Source organism: Sphingopyxis sp. (genome assembly GCF_016704835.1).
Lineage (GTDB): Bacteria > Pseudomonadota > Alphaproteobacteria > Sphingomonadales > Sphingomonadaceae > Sphingopyxis.
On sequence record NZ_JADIZJ010000006.1, the window covers coordinates 215,378 to 237,036 of the forward strand.

The window sequence follows — 21,659 nt, forward strand, 5'->3', positions numbered from 1 at the left end:
GGGCTGCAAAACGGGAAAAACGCAATGTCCGGTGCCAAACATCATGACTATCACCTGGTAAATCCCAGCGTCTGGCCGCTGATCGGCTCGATTGCGGCATTGACGATGTTCTTCGGCCTCGTGATGTTCATGCACGCCGATTATTTTGGCGGCGTTGGAAAATGGGTGCTCGGTCTTGGTTTTGCGGGCGTCATCCTAACTTTCTTCAGCTGGTGGTCGGACGTTATCAACGAAGCACATGCCGGTGACCATACCCCGGTTGTCCAACTTCACCTGCGCTACGGTATGATCCTGTTCATCGCGTCCGAAGTGATGTTCTTCGTCGGCTGGTTCTGGGCGTGGTTCGATTTCTCGCTGTTCCCGGTGCCGATCGAATATGCCGAAGGCGTGGTCAGTTCGATGTTCGGTCAGGACGGCGCAGCCGCGATGACGATGTGGCCGCCGAAGGGCATCGAGGTGATTGATCCCTTCTCGCTGCCGCTGCTCAACACGTTGATCCTGCTCTGTTCGGGGACGACGATCACCTGGGCGCACCACGCGCTGATCCATGGCGACCGCGACGGTCTGAAGAAAGGCCTCTGGGCGACGATCATTCTCGGCGCGATCTTCTCGGCGATCCAGGCGTATGAATATGCCCATGCCCCTTGGGGTTTCGGGCAGAGCAACTACAGCTCGGCCTTCTACATGGCGACCGGCTTTCACGGCTTCCACGTGCTCGTCGGCACGATCTTCCTGATCGTCTGCCTCGCACGCACTTATAAAGGCCACTTCACGCCCAAGCAGCATTTCGGCTTCGAGGCCGCGGCCTGGTACTGGCATTTCGTCGACGTGGTGTGGCTGTTCCTGTTCATCATCGTCTATGTCTGGGGCGGCTGGGGCGCGCCGGTCGCCGCGCACTAAATTGTCCGACGGCACGATCAATCCAAAAGGGCAGCCGCCGGTCTGGCGCGCTGCCCTTTTTGGCCTCTGCCCCGAATGCGGCGCAAAAGCCTTGTTCGACGGGCCGGTGCAGTTTCGTGCGAAATGCGAGGCCTGCGGGCTCGATTATGGTCGCTATAATGTAGGCGACGGTCCCGCGGCCTTCCTCACCCTGATCATCGGTGCCTTGCTTGTCGCGGCGGCGCTGGCGCTCGATGCCGCGGTGCAGCCCCCCTTGTGGGTGCATGTCCTGCTGTGGGTGCCACTGACCGCGGCCGCGGTGGTTTATGGCCTGCGCGTTGCGAAGGGCGCGCTGCTGGCGAGCGAGCACCAACGGCAAGCGGCCGAGGGCCGGCAAGTCGACGAACCGCATGACTGAACCTGCCACCCCACCGGCGCGGCGCTGGCCGCTGATCCCGACGATTGTCGTCATCGCAGCAGCGCTGGTGATGATCGCGCTCGGCGTTTGGCAACTTCAGCGCAAGAGCGAGAAGGAAGCGCTGGTTGCGCTGTATCAGCGCAACATGGCGATGTCGTCGCTGGTCACCTATCCTGAAATGCCGCCGGTTGCCGATGCGTTGCTATTCCGCAAGAGCAGCGTCGTCTGCCTCGAACCCGTGCGCTGGGACCCGCGCAGCGGCACCGACCAGAAGGGCAAGGCCGGTTTCCGCATGATTGCCGACTGCCGTACCGGTGCCGAAGGTCCGGGGGTCCTCGTCGATGTCGGTATTGGCGATGATTTTGCGCCGCCGAAATGGATCGGCGGGATTGTGCAAGGGACGATCGTCCCCGGGCCCGATCAGCCGACGTTAGTGGAGCGCGCCGCGGGAAAAGGTACCCCCGCGCGGGCGATGCTGATCGCTGATACACCCGCTGCCGGACTGCGCGCGAGTGCGGTGCCTTCGGCCGACAATACGCCCAACAATCATCTGGCCTATGCGGTGCAATGGTTCCTGTTCGCCGCCGCAGCGCTGGTCATCTACTTCCTGGCCGTCCGTCGCCGCTTGCGGCCTTGATGTTGGCCCGCTAGGCGCTGGGCCGCCATGGAATATATCAGCACCCGCGGCTCTGCGCCGACCCTCGACTTTCGTGCCGCCACGCTGGCGGGCCTCGCCAGCGACGGCGGTCTCTATCTGCCCGCGCATTGGCCGCAGATGGCGATCGAAGATATTCGCGCGCTCGCGGGGCTCGACTATGCCGAAACCGCGGTGCGCGTCATGCGCCCGTTCGTCGAAGGCGTGCTGACCGAGGACGAGCTGCGTCAGCTCTCCCGCGCTGCCTATGGCAGTTTCAGCCACGATGCGGTGACCCCGCTGGTGCAGCTCGACCATCGCCACTGGCTGCTTGAACTGTTCCACGGCCCGACGCTGGCGTTCAAGGACGTCGCGCTGCAGCTGCTGGGTCAGCTGTTCGAGAAATTTCTTGCAGATGGCGGCACCGATATAACGATCGTCGGCGCGACCTCGGGCGACACCGGGTCGGCGGCGATCGAGGCGGTCGCGGGCCGCGAGCATATCCAGATATTCATGTTGCACCCCGAGGGCCGGGTCAGCGACGTCCAGCGCCGCCAGATGACGACGGTGCTCGCCCCTAACGTCCATAATATCGCGATCGACGGCAGCTTCGATGACGCACAGGCGATGGTGAAGCGGCTGTTCGGTGACGAAGAGGCGCGCGGCCAGCTGACTCTGTCGGCGGTGAACAGCATCAACTGGGCACGGCTGATGGCGCAGGTCGTCTATTATTTCTACGCCGCGGTGCGCCTTGGTGGTCCCGACCGCCCGATCGCGTTCAGCGTGCCAACGGGCAATTTCGGCGATGTGTTCGCGGGCTATGTCGCGGCGCAGATGGGGCTACCGATTGCGCGGCTGGTCGTCGCGACCAACGTCAATGACATTCTCCACCGCGCGCTGACTCGCGGTGATTACAGCGCGGGCACGGTCACCGCGACCGCGACCCCCAGTATGGACATTCAGGTCAGCAGCAATTTCGAACGCTTGCTCTTTGACCTGTCGGGTCGCGACGGCGCGGCGATCACGGGCATGATGGGTGAATTCGATCGTAATCGCGCGATGACGATCCCCGCCGACATGCTTGCGGGTGCAGCGGGTCTGTTTTCGAGCGCGAGGATCGACGGCGATGCGATGGCGCTGGCGCTCCGCTGGGCGCAGGAACATGGCGGGCAGATCATCGACCCTCACAGCGCCGTCGGGCTGGCCGCTGCGCGCGCGCTGGAGATCGACGCCGATATTCCCGTCGTCACGCTGGCGACCGCACACCCGGCAAAGTTCCGCGAGGCGGTCGAGCGCGCAACCGGGGTTCGCCCGCCGCTGCCTGCGCGCCTCGGTAACCTCTTCGAGCGCGAAGAACGCTTTACGAAGCTTCCCGGCGACTATGATGCGGTGAAGGCCTTCGTCCTGGCAGAAGCGGCGCGTGGCTGACCTTCTGCCCCTCGTCACGCTCGTTGGTGAGGCGTGGGACGATTATGGGCTGGTCGACAGCGGCAACGGTCGCAAGCTCGAACGCTATGGCTGCTATCGCTTCATCCGGCCCGAGCCGCAGGCGATGTGGGCACCGGCGCTGCCTGCGGGCGAATGGGAAGCGGCGGACGGCGAGTTTATCCCGGCGTCGGACGACGACGGCGGCGGGCGCTGGTATTATAACAAGCCGGTGCCGACCGAAGGCTGGCATCTGGCGTGGCGCGAAACGCGCTTCACCGCGCAATGCACCCCGTTCCGCCATCTTGGCTTCTTCCCTGACATGGCGCCGGTGTGGGACTGGCTACGCGCGCAGATCGCTGACAAGTCCGATCCCGCCTTCCTCAATCTGTTTGGCTATACCGGCGTCGGCAGTCAGGCCCTGGCCGCTGCGGGTGCGGCGGTAACGCACGTCGACGCATCGAAGAAATCGGTCGGGCAGGCGCGCGAAAATGCGGCGCTGGCGGGGATGGCCGATAAACCGGTACGCTGGATCGTCGACGACGCCGGCAAGTTCACCGCGCGCGAAGTGCGGCGAGAGAAACGCTATGACGCGATCCTGCTCGATCCGCCCAAATTCGGTCGCGGCCCGACCGGCGAACGCTGGCAGCTCGAAGAAGGGCTGGCGCCGCTGCTGACCGACTGCCGCCAGCTGCTCGATGCCGACAGCCGCGCGCTGTTCCTGACCGTCTATGCCGTACGGATGTCGGCGCTCGCGATCGGCGAGCTGCTGGCGCAACTGTTCGCCGATCTGCCGGGCAAAGTCGAATGCGGCGAGCTGGCGGTGCGTGAAGAAACGCGGGGGCTTTTGCTGCCGACGGCAATTTTTGCGCGCTGGAGTCGCTGAATACGAATGCCCCGGTCGCGCGCGGGAAATCCGCCTTGCCCGCTGCCTGTAAAACGACAAGTGTCGCATAAGGGTTCGCCCATAAAATATTGGGGAGAGAGGCATGGCTTTAGTGCCGGAAATATCGTCGAGCGCTGACCCGGTTGCGATCGAGGGTCAGGGGACGCACGTTGATGCGCCCGAACTGCGTCTATTTGTCATGGGGCTGTTCTTCATCTTCGGCGGGATAACCAGCCTCAACGATGTGATCATTCCAAAGCTCAAAGAGCTGTTCACGCTCAATTTCACGCAAGCGATGCTGGTGCAGTTCTGCTTCTTCACCGCCTATCTGGTGATTGGCATCCCGGGCGCAAATCTGGTGAAGACGATCGGCTATATGCGCGGCGCGGTCGCGGGGCTGCTTACGATGATGGTCGGCTGCCTGCTCTTCATCCCCGCTTCGCAATATGCGGTTTATGGCCTGTTCCTGTTCGCCTTGTTCGTGCTCGCAAGCGGCGTAGTGATCGTCCAGGTTGTCGCCAACCCGCTGATCTCGCTGCTCGGTAAGCCCGAAACGGCGCATAGCCGCCTGACCTTTGCTCAGGCGTTCAATTCGTTGGGAACGACGATCTTTCCAATCGTCGGCTCGATTCTGATCCTCGGCAGCCTCGCTGCCGTGACCGCCGATCAGCTTTCCGGTCTGGCGCTCGATGCCTATCGCGTGGCCGAGAGCAAGGCGATTATGCATGGCTATCTCGGCATCGCTGCTGCGCTCGCGGTGGTGGCGGCAATCGTTTGGACGTTCCGCAACAAGTTGCCACACGATACGGCGAGTATGGCAGGAAAAGAACTGGTTCGGCCTCTGCGCTATGCTTTGGGTCTGGCGCTGGTAATCGCAGGCGCAGTTGTTGCAGCGCAGTTCCATGCCGTCATCGGCCTGTTGCTCATCCTGCTCGCGCCAGTGGTCTGGCTTTATGACAATGATCTTCTGCGGACCCGCCAGCGCTTCGGTTTTGGAGCTCTGTGCATCTTCCTTTATGTCGGCGCCGAGGTGGCGATCGGATCGCTCATCATCAACTATCTCGCTCTTGATCGGGTGCTTGGAGAGCCCGAAGCCGTCATTGGCTGGATGGTCGCCATCTACTGGTTCGGCGCGATGATGGGCCGTTTTATTGGCTCGGGATTGATGTATCTCGGCATCAGCCCGGGCAAACTGCTTGCCTGCGTTGCGGGCGGCGCGATTGCCCTGATCCTCGTGTCGGCGAACACCAGCGGCGGGGTCGCGGCGTATTCGCTGCTGGCGATCGGTCTCATGAATTCGATCATGTTCCCCACCATCTTCAGCCTTGCCTCTGAAAAGCTTGGTGTCCGCGCAGCCGACGGATCGGGGATCATCAATATTGCGATCTTTGGCGGCGCTGTGGTTCCGCTCGCGACTGGCGTGCTGGCGGATATCACCGGGAGTCTTGCGATGGCGCTGACGTTACCCGCGCTCTGCTATGCCATCATCGCGGGGTTTGGCATCTATGCTCGTCGACCGGCCGTCTGAAACGGCAATGGCCGCGGGTCGGCGCGCTCTGGCGTGCGCTGACCCGCGGCGTCCCGCCCCCTCGCGGGAAGCTGGCTACGCTTTTGCAGGGCCCGCGAGTTCGATGCGGTTGCGGCCGCTGGCTTTTGCTTGGTACAGCGCATCGTCGGCGGCCTTCAGCGCACCGCGCGTTTCACCATAACCAAAGACATCGGCGACACCCCCCGAGAAGGTGATCTGGCCGAACGGCTCGTCGGTCTTACGATTGATCAGGCGGCGTTCGGCAAGTCCCTCGCGCGCTTCGTCGAGGCGTTCGGCGGCCTGCGTGGGGGTCAGGCCGCGGAATAGCATGACAAATTCCTCACCGCCATGCCGCGCGACGTGGCACCGGTCGTCGGAGATGCGCGCCAGCGTGTCGGCTATCGCCTTTATGACGCGGTCGCCCGCCTCATGGCCGTGCAGATCGTTGACCTTTTTGAACTCGTCGATGTCGCAGAAGGCAACGCTCAGCGGCTCGCATGCCGCGCGGGCTTCCTTGTAGTGGCGTTCGAGCAGGATTTCAAAGGCGCGGCGGTTGGGCAGACCGGTCAGGAAGTCGAGCTCGGCGTCGCGCTTGGCGCGTTCGAGGCTGCGGCGCAGCGCTTTCGCCTCATCCTCGCTCTTGCGCATATGATCCTCGGCCTTGCGCGTTCGCTCCAGCATCACCTTGGCGAGATCCGCGAGGCTGGAGACGATCCGGCCGGTTTTCTGAAGCTGCTCCAGATCGTCGACATGCTGTTCGAGTTCGGTGCCGTAATCGCTGGTGACCGTCCGCGCTTCCTTGGCGTGGACGTGAAAGGATTCGAGGTTGGTTTCGAGCCGCGTCATCAGTCGGTCGAGGTCGGCATGATCGGCGGGGGCGGTACTTTGTTCGCCCAGTTCATTGAGCCATTGCTGGGTAATCCCGTCGGGCGAATGCGAGCGGGTGGTGATCTGGCGCGCCAAATGCGGGTTCATCCCCGAAAAGGCGGCGTGCGCCAGCAGCAGGTTGGCCGGTGATACGTCGAGATCATTATCGACGAGAAATGCCATGATCGTGCCGATCAGCTGGTGCCGCGCGAGCTGCGCTAGGTCGCGCGTGCCCCCACTATCGGGCGGCGCATGCCGTCCTGCAGGGGGCGCGCCAAGTGTTCGGCGTAACCCCAGCCAATCCAGGAGCCGTCCTACCGGCTCGTTCGAAGGTGTCGCGTTGGTGGTCATGCGACAATTAACGGGCCTGGCGCAGTGGATTTAAGCCCGCGCCGTGGATTTTGCCGCCGAAAACCGTCGATATTGAACTCGCACGGCCAAAGCCTTGTCGAATCAGGTGTTTAGGCAAGCCTGCTATTCGCAGCGGTTCCAGCCAGCACCGCGCACCGCACGCCCCGGCGTCGCGCCGCTGTGTTCGCCGCTGCGCAATACGGCGACGCCGTTGACGAACACATCGCGCATGCCGATCGAATATTGATGGGGTTTCTCGAAGGTCGACAGGTCGGCGATTGTCGCAGGGTCAAAGACGACGACGTCGGCGTAATAGCCGGGCTTGAGCGCGCCGCGATCCTTGATCCCCAGATTCGATGCGGGAAGGGTGGTGAGGCGGTATACCGCCTGCTCCAGCGAGATCAGGTGTTCGTCGCGGACATAGCGCCCGAGCAGGCGCGCGAAATTGCCATAGGTGCGCGGGTGCGTGCCCGACTTCAGGAATACGCCCTCGGGCGCCTGCGACGAAGCGTCGGAGCCGAAGCTCATCCACGGCAGCTGCACCTGCTTGCGGACATTATCCTCAGACATCAGGAAATAAACGGTGCCGACGCGCGAGCCGTCTTCCACGACCAGGTCCATTGCGGTTTCCTCGGACGACTTGCCGCGCATCACCGCGACTTCAGCCAGCGTCTTGCCGGTAAGCGGTTTGAGCGCTTCGTTCTTGAAGCCCGACAGGATCATCTTGTCGGCGCCGGCGCCGAAATAGAGATTTTCCCAATCGCTGCCGGGCTTCTTCATTTCGGCTGCGACGCGGGCACGGATCGCGGGATCCTTCAGTCTTTCGATCCACGATTCCAGGCCGCCCGCCTGCACCCAGGTTGGCATGGCCGCGTCGAGTCCCGTTGCGCCGGCGGTGTAGGTGTACATGTCGGTGGTGATCCGCTGGCCCGCTGCACGCGCGGCCTCGATTTTTTTCACCACCGCATCGAGCTTGCCCCAGTTGCTCCGCCCCGCCATCTTGAGGTGATAGATTTCGGCAGGGGCGCCCGAACGGCGCGAAATTGCGATCAATTCGTCGACGGCCTCCTCCAGCCGGTCGCCTTCGGACCGCATGTGGCTGATATACATGCCGCCACATTTGGCCGCCTCGCTGGTCAGCGCGACCAGTTCGTCGGTCTCGGCATAGGAACCGGGGGCGTAGATGAGCGAGCTGCCGACGCCCATCGCGCCCTCGTTCATCGCCTGCCGCACCAGCGCACGCATCCGGGTCAGTTGTGCGGGGGTGGGGTCGACATCGCCTTCGCCCAGCTCATGAACGCGCACCGTCGCCGCGCCGACGAAGCTTGCGACATTGGTCGAAACGCCACGCTTTTCCAGGTAGCTGAGGTAATCGCCGAGGCTGGTCCATTCGATCGGGAATTTGAGGTCGCCCTGGCGTTCGGTCTCCTGCGCCTTCATGGTCGGGCTCAGCGGCCCCATCGACCAGCCTTCGCCCATCACCTCCAGCGTCACGCCCTGCCGGACGTCACTCTGGCTTTTGGGGTCAACGATCAGCGATTCGGTCGCCCAACTGAGCATGTTGATAAACCCCGGCGCTACCGCCATGCCCTTCGCCTGCACTTCGCTTTTCGCCGTTCCGGCGACCTTTCCTACGGCGACGATCCGGTCATCCTTGATCGCGACATCGCCGACGACCGGGGGCTGGCCCGATCCGTCGTAAAGAGTGCCACCGCGAATGATCAGGTCATAGGCAGGCGCCTGCGCGGCAACCGTTGCCGACAGCAGCATCGAACTGCACAGCAGCAACAGGGACGGTGTAAAGCGCCGGGGCAGTGCCATAGATTTTCTCCGTAAAGGGGTCAGCCGTGCAGGCTCATCAGCGAATCCATCAGCCCATCGTCGGCGCTCGAACAGACGCCCAGCACCAGCGCCTCGTCAAAGCCGTCGGCGACGACATAGGCGTGGCCCATCGACGAATCGAGATAGATGCCCTCACCGGTCTTGAGCGCGACGGGGTCGTAGAACTCCGTGTGAATCTCGATCTCGCCCTCCAGCACATAGATGAACTCTTCGCCCTGATGGCGGACGAGTTCGCCGAACTCGCTGGCGCTATGTGCGCGGATGCGGGTGATGATCGGGATCATCCGTTTCTGGCGCAGGTCGGTACACAGATAGTGATAGTCGTAGTTATCGGTGGTGACGCGCACCGCCTGATCCATCGTTCCGACGCTGCGCCGGCCGGTGACGCGCGGCGCGCTGTCGCTCTGATCCTCGGCAAAAAGGTCCGACATGCGGATGTTCAGTCGCTGGCTGAGCTGTTGCAGCTTGTCGTAGCTCAGTGTCAGCCGGTCATGCTCGACCTTCGAGAGTGTCGATACCGGGATGCCCGACTTCGCGCTCATTTCCTTGAGCGTCCAGCCGTTTCGCGAGCGAATGCTCTTCATAACGGTACCCAATGTGGGCGGGGCCGCACGATCGGCCATCAATATTTCCATTCCATGTTTGACAATTTTCTAATCAGGATCATTATGTCCCTACTGGGTTAACAGATGTTGACCCTTGGTAAGGGGTCGCGCGGCTTGCTGCAAGGTCAGACAAGGCGTGCCGGACAAAAGGGGAAAGTGATGCGTTTCATCCGCAAAGCGATGATCGGGCTGGCGGCGCTCGCCGCGTTGCCGCTGGCGGCGCAGGGGCCGCTGCCCGCGCCAAAGGCAAAGAAAGTCGAAGCCGTCGCGGCGACGGCTCCGGCGGCAATGACCAAGCCCGTCACGCTCGATGCCGCCGACCTCGAAGCGTGGATGGACGGCTATCTGCCCTATGCGCTCGAACGCGCACGAATTCCCGGCGCTGTCGTCGTCGTTGTGCGTGGCGATCAGGTCGTGCTGCAAAAAGGCTATGGCTATGCCGATGTTGCCAAGCGCACTCCGGTGCTGCCCGAAACCACATTATTTCGACCGGGATCTGTGTCGAAACTGCTGACTTGGACCGCAGTGATGCAGCAGGTTGAGGCAGGCAAGATCGACCTCGACAAGGATGTGAACGCCTATCTGGATTTCAAGATACCGCCTTTCGAGGGCAAACCGATCACGATGCGCAATATCATGACGCACACCGCCGGTTTTGAAGAGTCGGTACGCCTTCTGATCAGCAGCGATCCCAAGGCGGTGATGACGCTGAAAGAACAGGCGGCGCTGGCCCTGCCGCAGCGCGTTTTTGCACCGGGGACGACCCCGGCCTACTCCAATTATGCGACAGCACTCGCGGGCTATATCGTCGAGCGCGTCAGCGGCGAATCTTTCGACAATTACATCGAAAATCATATCTTTACGCCGCTGGGAATGACCCATTCGACCTTCCGTCAGCCGCTGCCGGCGCGCCTCGCGCCGCACATGTCGAAAGGCTATCCTGACGTCACCCAAAAGCCCAAGCCGTTCGAGATCGTCATCCCCGGACCGGCGGGCAGCCTGTCGGCGAGCGGCGCCGACATGGGCAAATTCATGATCGCGCATCTGAACGATGGCGCAGGGCTGTTGAAGCCCGAAACCGCAAAGCAGATGCATGATTTCAAGGCACCCGGCGTTGGCCCCCTCAACAGCATGGCGCTCGGGTTCTACGAACAATGGGTCAACGGCCGGCGCGCGATCGCGCATGGCGGCGACACCGTGTGGTTCCACTCCTATCTGTGGCTGTTCCCCGATTCCGACATCGGCGTCTATGTGTCGATGAACAGCGCCGGGGCAGCCGGTGACGCGGGTGCAGTGCGGAGCGCCTTGTTCCACAAATTTGCCGATCGTTACCTGCCCGGCGACGACGAGGCGGGGACAGTCGATGCCAAGACCGCAAGCGAACATGCGCAAATGCTGGTCGGCAATTACGTCAGCAGCCGCGGCTCTTTTACCAATTTCATGAGCCTCCTCGGCCTGCTCGGGCAGGCGAGCGTCACGCTGACCGAGGATGGCAAGATCAGCTTCCCGGCGCTCGATGGGCTGGGCGCCGGCGCGCGCGACTGGGTCGAGGTCGCTCCCTTTGTATGGCGCGACCGGGGCACCGGCGAACGCCTCGCCGCCGAGGTCAAGGATGGCCGCGTTGTGCGTTTCAGCGTCGATGCCGGTTCGCCGTTCATGGTGTTCGAGCCGGCCGCGGCGAGCGTCAACGCCGGCTGGCTCAACCCGGCGCTGATCGCCGCGCTCGCTATCGTGCTGCTCGCGGCGCTGGCGTGGCCCGTGCGGGCGCTGGTGCGGCGCAGCTTCAAGTCCGATTTCGCGCTCGAAGGCAAGTCGCGGCGCGCTTATCGCCTATCGCGAATCTTCGCATGGCTCGTGCTCGCGGCGCTGGCGGGATGGCTTGGGTTGATCGCGGCGTTTTCGGCCGACATCGGCAGCCTTGGCGGGCCGCTCGACTGGCTGATCCATCTGCTGCGCGTTCTGACCCCGGTGGCGAGCTTCGGCCTGCTGGCGACCGCTGGCTGGCACCTGTGGCTGACGATCAAGGACAAGCGCCGCTGGACGATGAAGCTGGGTGCGGTGCTGCTCGTACTCGCGGCGCTGCCACTGGTGTGGGTGACGCTCGTCTTCCACCTTTATGGCTTTGGAATGGTCTATTGATGGCGACGCAAACGACGCGGGAACTGACGCTCGACCTGCGGGTCGAGCATTTTCCCTACCACCAGCCGTTCCGCATATCTGGACATGTTTTTACCGAGACCGCGCTGCTGGTCGCCGAACTGTCCGACGGCACGCATGTCGGGCGCGGCGAGGGGGCGGGGGTCTATTATCTGGCTGACGACATCGACCATATGATGGCAGAGGCGACGCGAGTGCGCGCGGCGATCGAGGGCGGCGCGACGCGCGCGGATTTGCAGCAATTGCTGCCGCCGGGTGGCGCACGCAACGCGCTCGATTGCGCCTATTGGGATCTGCAGGCAAAGCAGACCGGGCGGCCGGTGTGGAAACTGGCGGGATTGAATCCGCCGCGCGCGCTGCCTTCGACGCTGACGCTTGGTGCTGACAGCGCAAGCAATATGGCGAAGGCGGCGCTGGCGATCGATCCCGAAGCACCCATCAAGGTCAAGCTGACCGGTGATTTGAGCGACGACATCGCGCGCGTCGTCGCGATCCGCACCGCGCGCCCGCAGGCGTGGATCGGAGTCGATGCCAACCAGGGGTATGATATCCGCACGCTGGCGGAGTTGTTGCCGGTGCTGGTCCAGACCCGCGTCGCGCAGCTCGAACAGCCGCTGAAGCGCGGGCGCGAGGCCGATCTCGATGGGTTCAAGCGGCCCTTGCCGTTTGTCGCGGATGAAAGCGCGGTGTCGCTCGCAGATACCGCAACGCTCGTCGGCCGCTTCGACGTCGTCAACATCAAGCTCGATAAGTGCGGCGGGCTGACCGAAGGGCTGGCGATTGCGCGGCAGGCGCGGCTGCTGGGGCTCGATGTGATGGTCGGCAATATGATGGGGACCAGCCTGTCGATGGCGCCGTCGTTCGTCCTCGGCCAGCTTTGCGACATCGTCGATCTCGACGGCCCAACCTTCCTCGCGCGCGATCGCGCGCCGGGAGTCGAATATCGCGGGGGGATGATCCATTGCCCGGCAGAAATTTGGGGATAAATGATAAAAAATGTCCTAAGTGGGTTGACAGTTCTCTGATTAGGACAATAGTCGTCCTATTGAAATTTCGTTGAGAGGGAGGCTGGAATGACCGGGTCATTCGCAGTGGCGCGCCGCACGGTCATCGTCGGCGCGGTCGGCGCCGCCTTGTCGGCGCCGATGGTGAACAAGGGGAGTTATGCTTTTGCCGCCGCGCCGGGGCGCACCTATTCGCGTCGCGCTGTCGATCTGGTTCGCGCATCACTCGTCATTGACATGCTCGCTCCGCTTAAGATTACGATGGCGGAGGACTATGTCGCGCACCGGCTGACCGATGCCGAGGCGGCCGAGTTTCGTGCCAGCGGCATCACCGGATTTCACAATGCCTTTGGGCTTGGCGGCCCCGAAGCGAAGCAGCAGGCGCTGACATTTCTTGCGGGCTGGCAAGGATTTGCCGGGCGCAACAGCCATGTCTTCACGCTGGTCGACACCGTCGCTGACCTCGATCGTGCCAAGGTTGACAATATATGCGCCGTTATCATGGGCATCCAGAATGCCGAGCATTTCGAAAAGATCGAGGATGTCGCGCTGTTCCGCCGTCTCGGTCTGCGCTGCGCGCAGCTGACCTATAACAGCCAGAACCTGATCGGATCGGGCAGCACCGAGCGCATCGACGGCGGGGTCAGTGACTATGGCGCCGCGATCATTGCCGAGATGGAAAAGCAGCGCATGCTGGTCGATGTCTCGCATTGCACTGACAAGACCACGCTCGATGCCATCGCGATCGCCAAGGGACCGATCGCGATCACCCACAGCAACGCCCGCGCGCTGGTCGACCATCCGCGGGTCAAGACCGACGCAGCGATCAAGGCGTTGGCGGCCAAGGGCGGCGTGATGGGGATCACCGGGGTCCGCATGTTCGTGCGCACCACCGACCCGACCAATGTCGGGCATATGGCCGACCATATCGACCATGTCGCAAAGCTGGTCGGGATCGATCATGTCGGCATCGGATCGGACGCCGATCTCCACGGCTATGACGACATGATCCCGGCCGAATATGCCGCGCTCAAGGGCAGCTACAAGGGGAGCTACGCCTTTCGCGACAAGATCGACATCGACGGATTCGACCATCCGCGCAAGGTCTTCGACCTGACCGAGGAACTGATCCGCCGGGGCTATTCCAACGACAACATCGGGGCCATGCTTGGGGGGCAATTTCCGCCGCCTGCTGGCGCAAGTCTGGGGGTAAGACAATGAACAAGGGACTCTATATCGCGGCAAGCATGGCCGCAATGATTACTGCGATGCCGGCACAGGCGCAGGAACCGGGTGCGGTTGAGGCAGCAGGCGAAATCGTCGTTACCGCGCAAAAACGCGTCCAGAATGTCCAGGACGTGCCGATTTCGATCGCCGTCGTGAATGGCGAAGAGCTTCAGCAACAGGGCTCGGCATCGCTGGTCGACTATGCGGGTTACGTCCCCGGCATGAACGTCAGCAACAGCGGCACGCCGGGCCAGACGACGATCACATTGCGCGGCGTCGCTCCGCTCAACGCCAGCCAGACCGTTGGTATTTACCTTGACGACGCACCGGTTGGGTCGAGTGCGATCTACAACCGCGCCGGGGCGTTCACGATCGACCTGATGCCCTATGATCTGGAACGGATCGAGGTGCTGAAGGGACCTCAAGGCACGCTTTATGGCGCCAGTTCGATCGGCGGATTGGTGAAATATGTCACGGTCCAGCCGAACACCAATGCGTTCAGCGTCAAGGCCGGGGTTGAAGGCTTCGCGATCAAGGGTGGCGACGGGCTCGGATGGGGCGCGCAGGTGATGGTCAATGTGCCGATCATGCAAGACAAGCTGGCCGTCAGCGGCAGCTTTGCGTGGCGCAGCACTTCGGGCTGGGTCGATACCGTTAACAATGCCGCGCTGAAGGACCAGAATGATTATGAACAGCGCGGCGGCCGTGCGGCGCTGCTGTGGACGCCGACGCCCGAATTCAGCGTGAAGCTGGCGGGCATCTGGCAGTCACTCGATTCCGAAGGCAACGCGCTTTATGCCGCCGACCTGACCGGCGTGCGGCTTGGCGATGGGCGCTCGTTCAACAATTTTGTCCCCGAATCTTTCAATGTCGATCTCGACTATTATTCGGCGACGCTCGATTATGATTTCGGTGCCGCCACGCTGACCTCGGCGACGACGTACAGCAAGACGCAGAGCGCGCAGGTACAGGATGCCAGCTATGCCTTTGGCGTGCTCTTCCCGCTGCTCACCGGCGGCGCGGTGCCGCCGGGAATCACGCCGTTCCTGCTCGATCTGGGCCTGAAAAAATGGACGCAGGAAGTGCGGCTTGCCTCGCCCAGCGGCGGGCGGTTCGAATGGCTGATCGGCGGTTTCTTCACCGACGAGACAACGAGCAATTCGCAGCTTGTCCGCTCGTTCGACATGGCGGGCAATCCGATTCCCGGTCTTGATCCACTGGCGATCGTCGGCCTGCCCGCGACCTACAAAGAATATGCGATCTTCGGCAACGGCACCTTCAAGCTCAGCGATCAGTTTGAAATCACCGGCGGGCTGCGCTGGGCGCGCAACAAGCAGACCTTCCGCCAGATTAGTTCGGGCGCGATCGTGCCGCAAGCCGACGATCCCGGTGAATCGGCTGAAAGCGTGTTCACCTATTCGATCAGTCCGCAGTTCCACATCAACGAGGATGCGATGCTCTATGCGCGCCTCGCGACCGGCTATCGCCCCGGCGGGCCGAACGTCATCGTCCCCAATGTCCCGCCGACGGTCGATGCCGACCGCATGAAGAATTATGAAATCGGGCTGAAGGCCGACTTCGCCGATCGTTTGGTCTCGGTCGATGTCGCGATCTTCCTGATGGACTGGACCGACATCCAGGTCGTGCGCTCGTTCGGCGGCGTATCGGGCGGGGCGAACGGCGGCAAGGCGCGGAGCAAGGGGATCGAGGGCAGCTTCGCGCTGCGTCCGACGCCCGGCCTGACGATCAGCGCGACGGGCAGCTATACCGATGCGGTGTTGAGTGAGGATGTGCCCGACATCAGCGGCGTCGATGGCGACCGTTTGCCTGCGGTGCCGAAATTCAGCGGCGCACTACGTGCCGATTATGAGTTCGATCTGGGTAGCGGCCGCAAGGGCAGTTTCGGTGCCGGAATCCGCCACGCCAGCAACCGACTGTCGCTGGTCGAAAGCGATCCGCTGGTGGCCACGGCGAATCCTTACACGTCGGTCGATCTCAACGCCTCGATCTCCTTCAACGATCATTGGACATTGCGTGCTTACGCTCGCAACCTGCTCGACAATCGGGGTGAGATGGCGCGATCGACCTTTGCCAACGGGCTCAATCAGCCGAGCTTCCTCGGCATTTCACCGCTCCAGCCGCGCACGGTGGGCGTCGCGCTCGACCTGGCCTTTTGAGCGGATTGGAGTGGAAACGATGAACGCGCCCACCGGCAGGCTGGAGAGTAGCCTGACTCTGCCGCAGCCCTATCTGCTGTTTCTCGGCGATACGACCGAGGCCGGTTATGCCAAGACCGCTTTTGGTCTGGCCGACTGGGCGGCGGACCGCTGTGTCGGTGAGCTGGCGATCGGCGGCTGCACCGTCTCCACTGGCCTGCCGCCGATGTCGCCCGCAGAGGCGCGGGCGGCCGGGGCGCGGTCGCTGGTGATCGGGGTCGCCAACCAGGGCGGGGTGATCGGCGACAGCTGGATCGCCGCGCTGGTCGAGGCGATGGAGGCGGGGCTCGACATCGTCAGTGGACTGCACGTTCGGCTGGCGAGCCTGCCCGCGCTCTGCGAGGCGGCAAAGCGCACCGGGCAGCGGCTAATCGACGTGCGCACCCCGCCGCCTGCGATACCGATCGGCAACGGCCGCAAGCGCAGCGGCAAGCGGCTGCTGACCGTCGGCACCGACTGTGCGCTTGGCAAGAAATACACCGCGCTCGCGCTGCACCGCGCGTTCGTCGAACGCGGGATCGATGCCGATTTTCGCGCTACTGGGCAGACAGGCATCATGATCGCGGGCGGTGGCATGCCGATGGATGCGGTGGTTTCGGATTTCGAGGCGGGGGCGGCGGAGATTTTGAGCCCGGACGCATCTGATCATCATTGGGATCTGATCGAGGGGCAGGGATCGATTTTCAATCCCGCCTATGCCGCGGTGTCGCTCGGCCTGCTGCATGGCAGCCAGCCCGATGTGTTCGTGGTGTGTGATGATCCGACGCGCAAGTTCATCCTCGGTATGGAAAGCTTTGCGCTGCCCTCGATCGAGGAAGTCATCGACCTGACGATCCGCCTCGGTAGCCGCACCAATCCTGCGATCCGTTGTGGTGGGGTCAGTTTGAATACGTCGAGCTACGACGCCGACAGCGCCGAAGCGCTGATGGCGGCTGAGCGCCAACGATTGGGGCTTCCGGTCGCAGACCCCATCCGCGGCGGCGCCGCATTCGACGCGCTTGTCGACAATATTCTCGCATGAAGGTGGACGCGACGAACGGTGGGTCGAGCTGGTTCCAGCGCTTCCTGCTCCCCGGTTTTGCATTGAAAGCGGTCATCATCGGCGGCGGTTATGCGACCGGTCGCGAGCTGGCCGAGTATTTCGTGCCGTCGGGGCCGTGGGGCGGGCTCGCTGCGATGCTGCTCGCGACATTGGTGTGGAGCGTGGTTGCCGCGCTGACCTTTGCCCTCGCGCGGTCGCTCGGCGCTTATGATTATCGCAGCTTTTTCAAAGGGCTGCTTGGCTCTGCGTGGATTGCGTTTGAGGTCGCCTATATCGTCTTCGTCGTGCTGATTCTCGCGGTGTTCGGCGCCGCGGCGGGAGCGATCGGCGCCGCGACCTTTAGCTGGCCCGAAGTGGCGGGTTCGGTGCTGTTGGCAGTCGCGATTATTGCGGTGGTGGCGTGGGGTACCGGCGCGGTCGAACAGATGTTCAAATATGTCTCGTTCCTGCTCTACGCGGTGTACGGGTTGTTCCTGATCCTGGCGCTCGCGAGTTTCGGCGGCTTGATCGGACAGGGTTTTGCCGATGCGCCGCCGCCGTCGGGCGATTGGATGGCGGGCGGGCTGACCTATGCCAGTTACAACATCGTCGGCGCAGTCGTGATCCTGCCGGTGCTGCGCCACCTGACCAGCCAACGCGACGCGGTGGTCGCGGGGTTGATCGCCGGGCCGCTGTCGATGCTCCCCGCAATCCTGTTCTTCGTCGCCATGATGGCCTTTTACCCCGCGATCGGCGCCGAGACCTTGCCGTCCGACTTCCTGCTCCGCCAGATGACGGTGCCGGGGTTCCATATATTGTTTCAGGTGATGATCTTTGCCGCGCTGCTGGAAAGCGGAGCGGGGGCGGTGCATGCAATCAATGAGCGGATCTCGGGTGCGGTCGAGAGCCGCGGTCGCCCACCGCTGACGCCTGGCGCGCGCGCTATCATCGGTGCGGTGATCCTGACCGGCTGCATGTTTGTCGCGGGCAAGATCGGTCTCGTCGATCTGATCGCCAGCGGCTACCGGTTCCTCGCTTGGTTGTTTCTCATAGTATTTGTTGCGCCTTTGCTCACCATCGGGGCGTGGCGCCTGCTGCGCCGCTCCCCCGCTTCAATGGAGACCGTGTCATGACAGCCGTCCGCCTGCTTGCCTTGTCGCTGATGCTGTCGGTGGCAGCGCCCGCCTGGGCCGAACCGCCCGCTGACATCAGGGAAAGCGTTGAGGCGCTGCGCAAAAAGATCGGGGCGCCCGGCGTATCGATCGCGATCGTCGAGGACGGCAAGACGACGCTGTCGCGCGGCTGGGGCGTCCGCAAGCTTGGCGAGCGCGCGCCGGTCGACGAACACACGCTGTTCCAGACCGGATCGACGGGCAAGGCGATGACCGCCGCGGCGCTCGCGATCCTCGTCGACGAGGGCAAGATCGCTTGGGACGATCCTGTGATCAAGCATATGCCGTGGTTTCGCATGCACGACGCGTGGGTGACGCGCGAGATCACGATCCGCGACCTGCTCGTCCACCGCAGTGGGCTGGGGCTGGGGCAGGGCGATCTGATGTTCGTGCCGCGCACCAATTTGACCCGCAAACAAACCGTCGAACGCGTCGCGCACCTCAAGCCGCAGACAAGTTTCCGCTCGGCCTATGCCTATGACAATATCCTCTACGCGGTCGCGGGGCAGTTGATCGAGGAGGTCACCGGCAAGACGTGGGAGGTCTTTATGCGCGACCGCCTCCTGCGCCCCGGCGGGATGAAAGACGGGACGACCGACAGCGAGGACCGCTTCCGCATTCCGAACCGCTCGTGGCCGCACGCGCGGCTGTCAGGCGCGCTGCGCGGGCTTGGTCCGCAACAGGCGCTGAACGAACGCGACGAACTTGGCCGCAACGGTGCGCCAGCGGGTGGGCTTGCGCTCAGCGCCGACGACATGGCGGCGTGGCTCAAGATCCAGCTGGCTTATGGGGCGCTGCCGAACGGCAAGCGGCTGTTCAGCGAAGAACAGGCCAAGCAGATGTGGGCCCCGGTCACGCCGATGCCGATCACCCCGCTGCCGGACAGCCTGAAACCCGCGCAGCCAAACCAGCAAGCCTATGCATTGGGCTGGCAGGTGCAGGATTATCGCGGTCACCGCATCGTTCAGCACAGCGGCGGAGTGTTCGGATCGATCACCCGCGTCGTGATGATCCCCGACAAAAATGTCGGCTTCGCGATCATGATGAACAGCGAGGACAGCGGGATGCTCCTCGGCCTCTACTACGACCTGCTCGACCATTATCTCGATCAACCCGACTATGGCTGGATCGCCAAATGGGAGGATTGGTATCAATCGCGGCTCGCAGGCGGGGTGGAGTATCTGAAACAGGCGCAGGCCTCGCCGGTGAAATCGGGCCCCTCGCTCGCGCTGGCCGGCTATGCCGGGCGCTATCGCGATCCCTGGTATGGCGATGTGGTGATCGGGTCGGCGACGGCTGGGCTGACGATCGACTTCACCTCGACCCCGCGGATGGCGGGGCGGCTCAAACATTGGCAATATGACAGCTTCGTCACAGATTTTGACGATCCCGCCATTGAACCCGCTTACGTCACTTTCGCGCTCGATGCCGAGGGCAAGGTGATCGGGGTGACGATGAAGGCGGTGAGCAAGATTGCCGACTTCAGCTGGGACTATCACGATCTCGATTTGAAGCCGGTGGAGGATGAAAAGTGAAGCGGTTAGTGATTTTTCTGACCGCCACCGCGCTTGCGGCGTGCTCGAGCGGCGAGCAGGTGGTTAAGGCCCCCGATGCGCCGCTGCACAGCCGGATGCTGGTGCTCGACACCCATCTCGACACCCCGCTGCATTTCGAGCGGCAGGGTTGGAGCTTCGCCGATCGCCATGCGCTCACCGACGACATCGCGCAGCTCGACATTCCGCGCATGAAGGATGGCCATCTCGATGGCGGCTTCTTCGCAATCTATACCGACCAGCGGCCGCTGACCGCGAAAGGTTATAGCGATGCGCTCGCCTTTGCGCGCAAACGGTCGGATTTGATCGACAAGACCATCGCAGCGAATTCGGGCACGATCGCGCCCGCTTTGACCGCGGCCGATGCAGTGCGGCTGAATAAGGCAGGCAAGCTGATCGCCTTCAAGTCGATGGAAAACAGCTATCCTCTCGGCGAAGACCTGTCACTGTTGCAGGAATTCTACAACAAGGGCCTCCGCCTCGCGGGCCCGGTACATTCGAAGGACAACCAATTCGCCGACAGCGCGACGGGCGAGGGGCGTTGGAAAGGCCTCAGCCCGCTCGGCAAACAATGGGTGGCCGAGATGAACCGCCTCGGCATCGTCATCGACGCGAGCCATGCGTCGGACGCGGCGTTCGACCAGATATTGGCGCTGTCGAAATATCCGATCCTGCTTTCGCACTCGAGCCTGCGCTCGGCCTATGATCATCCGCGCAACATCGACGAAGGACGATTGACGGCGCTCGCCGCGAAGGGCGGCGCGATGTGCGTTTCGACGATCTTTCTGTCGGAAATGAACATGACCCCGGCGCGCGGCGAATTGTTCGGGCAATATGAAAATATTGGGACCTTGTCGCCCGCGCAACAGGCGGAGCTCAATCGCAAATGGCGTGAGCTCGACAGGAGCGAGCCGCTGTGGGCAGCCGATTTCGAAAAATATATGGCGATGGTGCTGCGCGCGATCGAGGTCGGCGGCGTGGATCATATCTGCTTCGGCGCCGATTGGGACGGCGGCGGTGGTCTTGCGGGAATTGAGGATATTTCGGCGCTGCCCAAGGTCACCGAGCGATTGAAGGGTGCGGGCTATTCCGACGCCGATGTCGAAAAGATGTGTAGCGGCAATATCCTGCGCATCCTGGCGGCGCAACAGGCGCGTTGATCAGTCGGCCTTGCCGTTTCGCAGCGACAGGCGATATCCAACCGCGAGTTCGTTGACGATCAGCCGCGGGCGCGCCGGATCGGCCTCAAGCTTCTGACGCAAGCCGCGCACTGCGATCCGCAGATATTCGACGCGCTCCGCATGCGCCGGTCCCCACACAGCTTTCAACAGCTGCGCGTGGCTGAGCACGCGATCGGGGCGCTGGGCGAGTTCGGAGAGTATGCCATATTCCTTGGGGGTCAGATGCACCTCGGCGCCGCCGCGCTCGACGCGCCGGTGGTCGAGGTCGATACGCAAATCGCCGGTCTCGATGATCGAGACCGCATCGCCCTCCGCGCTCGCCCGTTGATGGCGCAGCGTCGCCCGGATCCGCGCGAGCAGTTCGTCGGTGTCGAACGGTTTGGTCAGGTAATCGTCGGCGCCGAGGTCGAGCGCCGCGACCTTTTCGGCGCTGTCGTCGCGCGCCGATACGACGATGATCGTCGCCGCCGAGCGCTGGCGGATCGGGCCGATCAGCTCGAGCCCGTCGCGGTCGGGCAGGCCGAGGTCGAGCAGCACGACATCGGGCTTTTCGATGTCGAGCAGCGCCAGTGCCGCTCGCGCATCGGCCGCCTCGGCGACTTCGTGCCCGGCCCGCTGCATTGTTGCACGCAGCAGTCGCCGGATATGGGCGTCGTCCTCGACAATCAGAATTTTTGCGGCGCCCAGCATCGC

Annotated in this window: 18 protein-coding genes; 14 read left to right on the plus strand and 4 right to left on the minus strand. The window is 63.1% G+C overall.

Translation table 11 applies throughout. The annotated features are described in order from the left end of the window. The first annotated feature begins 24 nt into the window (after window positions 1–24). The 6 genes from IPF76_RS12535 (at window position 25) to IPF76_RS12560 (ending at window position 5,770) form a co-directional block, all read left to right on the plus strand. Entirely contained in the window at window positions 25–900 is an 876-nt protein-coding gene (locus IPF76_RS12535) for a cytochrome c oxidase subunit 3 (RefSeq protein ID WP_293844409.1), read from the plus strand. A 1-nt stretch (window position 901) separates the two neighbouring features. Then, window positions 902–1,297, plus strand: a complete 396-nt coding sequence (locus IPF76_RS12540) for a DUF983 domain-containing protein (protein WP_293844411.1) — start codon at window positions 902–904, stop codon at window positions 1,295–1,297. After that, window positions 1,290–1,934, plus strand: coding sequence for an SURF1 family protein (locus IPF76_RS12545; protein ID WP_293844414.1), 645 nt, complete (start codon window positions 1,290–1,292; stop codon window positions 1,932–1,934). The genes IPF76_RS12540 and IPF76_RS12545 overlap by 8 nt, the downstream gene beginning before the upstream one ends. Before the next feature lie 27 nt (window positions 1,935–1,961). Continuing rightward, window positions 1,962–3,359: a threonine synthase gene (gene thrC / locus IPF76_RS12550; RefSeq protein WP_293844416.1), complete on the plus strand. Its 1,398-nt coding sequence runs from the start codon at window positions 1,962–1,964 to the stop codon at window positions 3,357–3,359. Between the two features lie 4 nt (window positions 3,360–3,363). Next, complete coding sequence (locus IPF76_RS12555) at window positions 3,364–4,242, plus strand: class I SAM-dependent methyltransferase (protein WP_293844653.1); 879 nt, start codon at window positions 3,364–3,366, stop codon at window positions 4,240–4,242. 103 nt (window positions 4,243–4,345) lie between these two features. Further along, a complete protein-coding gene (locus tag IPF76_RS12560) occupies window positions 4,346–5,770 on the plus strand; it encodes a sugar MFS transporter (protein ID WP_293844419.1) in 1,425 nt (474 codons plus the stop codon). A 75-nt stretch (window positions 5,771–5,845) separates the two neighbouring features. Here IPF76_RS12560 and IPF76_RS12565 read toward each other — a convergent pair whose 3' ends face one another. The 3 genes from IPF76_RS12565 to IPF76_RS12575 form a co-directional block, all read right to left on the minus strand. Further along, entirely contained in the window at window positions 5,846–6,988 is a 1,143-nt protein-coding gene (locus IPF76_RS12565) for a GGDEF domain-containing protein (RefSeq protein WP_293844421.1), read from the minus strand. A 123-nt stretch (window positions 6,989–7,111) separates the two neighbouring features. Beyond that, window positions 7,112–8,809: a D-aminoacylase gene (locus tag IPF76_RS12570; RefSeq protein ID WP_293844424.1), complete on the minus strand. Its 1,698-nt coding sequence runs from the start codon at window positions 8,807–8,809 to the stop codon at window positions 7,112–7,114. A 20-nt stretch (window positions 8,810–8,829) separates the two neighbouring features. Continuing rightward, window positions 8,830–9,453, minus strand: coding sequence for an XRE family transcriptional regulator (locus IPF76_RS12575; RefSeq protein ID WP_293844427.1), 624 nt, complete (start codon window positions 9,451–9,453; stop codon window positions 8,830–8,832). Window positions 9,454–9,594: 141 nt separating this feature from the next. Between IPF76_RS12575 and IPF76_RS12580 the strand changes: the two genes are divergently transcribed. The 8 genes from IPF76_RS12580 (at window position 9,595) to IPF76_RS12615 (ending at window position 20,945) form a co-directional block, all read left to right on the plus strand. After that, complete coding sequence (locus IPF76_RS12580; protein ID WP_293844430.1) at window positions 9,595–11,574, plus strand: serine hydrolase domain-containing protein; 1,980 nt, start codon at window positions 9,595–9,597, stop codon at window positions 11,572–11,574. Then, window positions 11,574–12,578, plus strand: a complete 1,005-nt coding sequence (locus IPF76_RS12585) for a dipeptide epimerase (RefSeq protein WP_293844433.1) — start codon at window positions 11,574–11,576, stop codon at window positions 12,576–12,578. Before IPF76_RS12580 ends, IPF76_RS12585 begins: the two co-directional genes overlap by 1 nt. A gap of 87 nt (window positions 12,579–12,665) precedes the next feature. After that, window positions 12,666–13,817, plus strand: coding sequence for a membrane dipeptidase (locus IPF76_RS12590; RefSeq protein WP_293844436.1), 1,152 nt, complete (start codon window positions 12,666–12,668; stop codon window positions 13,815–13,817). Then, window positions 13,814–16,000 carry a TonB-dependent receptor gene (locus IPF76_RS12595; RefSeq protein ID WP_293844439.1) on the plus strand — a complete coding sequence of 729 codons (2,187 nt, stop codon included), beginning with the start codon at window positions 13,814–13,816 and terminating at the stop codon, window positions 15,998–16,000. Before IPF76_RS12590 ends, IPF76_RS12595 begins: the two co-directional genes overlap by 4 nt. A 19-nt stretch (window positions 16,001–16,019) precedes the next feature. Further along, window positions 16,020–17,060, plus strand: coding sequence for a DUF1611 domain-containing protein (locus IPF76_RS12600; RefSeq protein ID WP_293844442.1), 1,041 nt, complete (start codon window positions 16,020–16,022; stop codon window positions 17,058–17,060). Next, window positions 17,057–18,193 (plus strand): hypothetical protein, encoded by a 1,137-nt coding sequence (locus tag IPF76_RS12605; RefSeq protein ID WP_293844445.1) that lies wholly within the window; start codon window positions 17,057–17,059, stop codon window positions 18,191–18,193. The genes IPF76_RS12600 and IPF76_RS12605 overlap by 4 nt, the downstream gene beginning before the upstream one ends. Further along, the gene (locus IPF76_RS12610) at window positions 18,190–19,767 is read left to right on the plus strand and encodes a serine hydrolase (protein ID WP_293844448.1); all 1,578 of its coding nucleotides are present in this window, start codon (window positions 18,190–18,192) and stop codon (window positions 19,765–19,767) included. Before IPF76_RS12605 ends, IPF76_RS12610 begins: the two co-directional genes overlap by 4 nt. Continuing rightward, on the plus strand, window positions 19,764–20,945 hold the full coding sequence (locus IPF76_RS12615) for a dipeptidase (protein WP_293844451.1): 1,182 nt from the start codon (window positions 19,764–19,766) through the stop codon (window positions 20,943–20,945). The genes IPF76_RS12610 and IPF76_RS12615 overlap by 4 nt, the downstream gene beginning before the upstream one ends. On the opposite strand, the gene IPF76_RS12620 is transcribed toward IPF76_RS12615, so the two are convergent. After that, on the minus strand, window positions 20,946–21,656 hold the full coding sequence (locus tag IPF76_RS12620) for a response regulator (RefSeq protein ID WP_293844454.1): 711 nt from the start codon (window positions 21,654–21,656) through the stop codon (window positions 20,946–20,948). It lies immediately after the preceding gene. Window positions 21,657–21,659 lie beyond the last annotated feature (3 nt).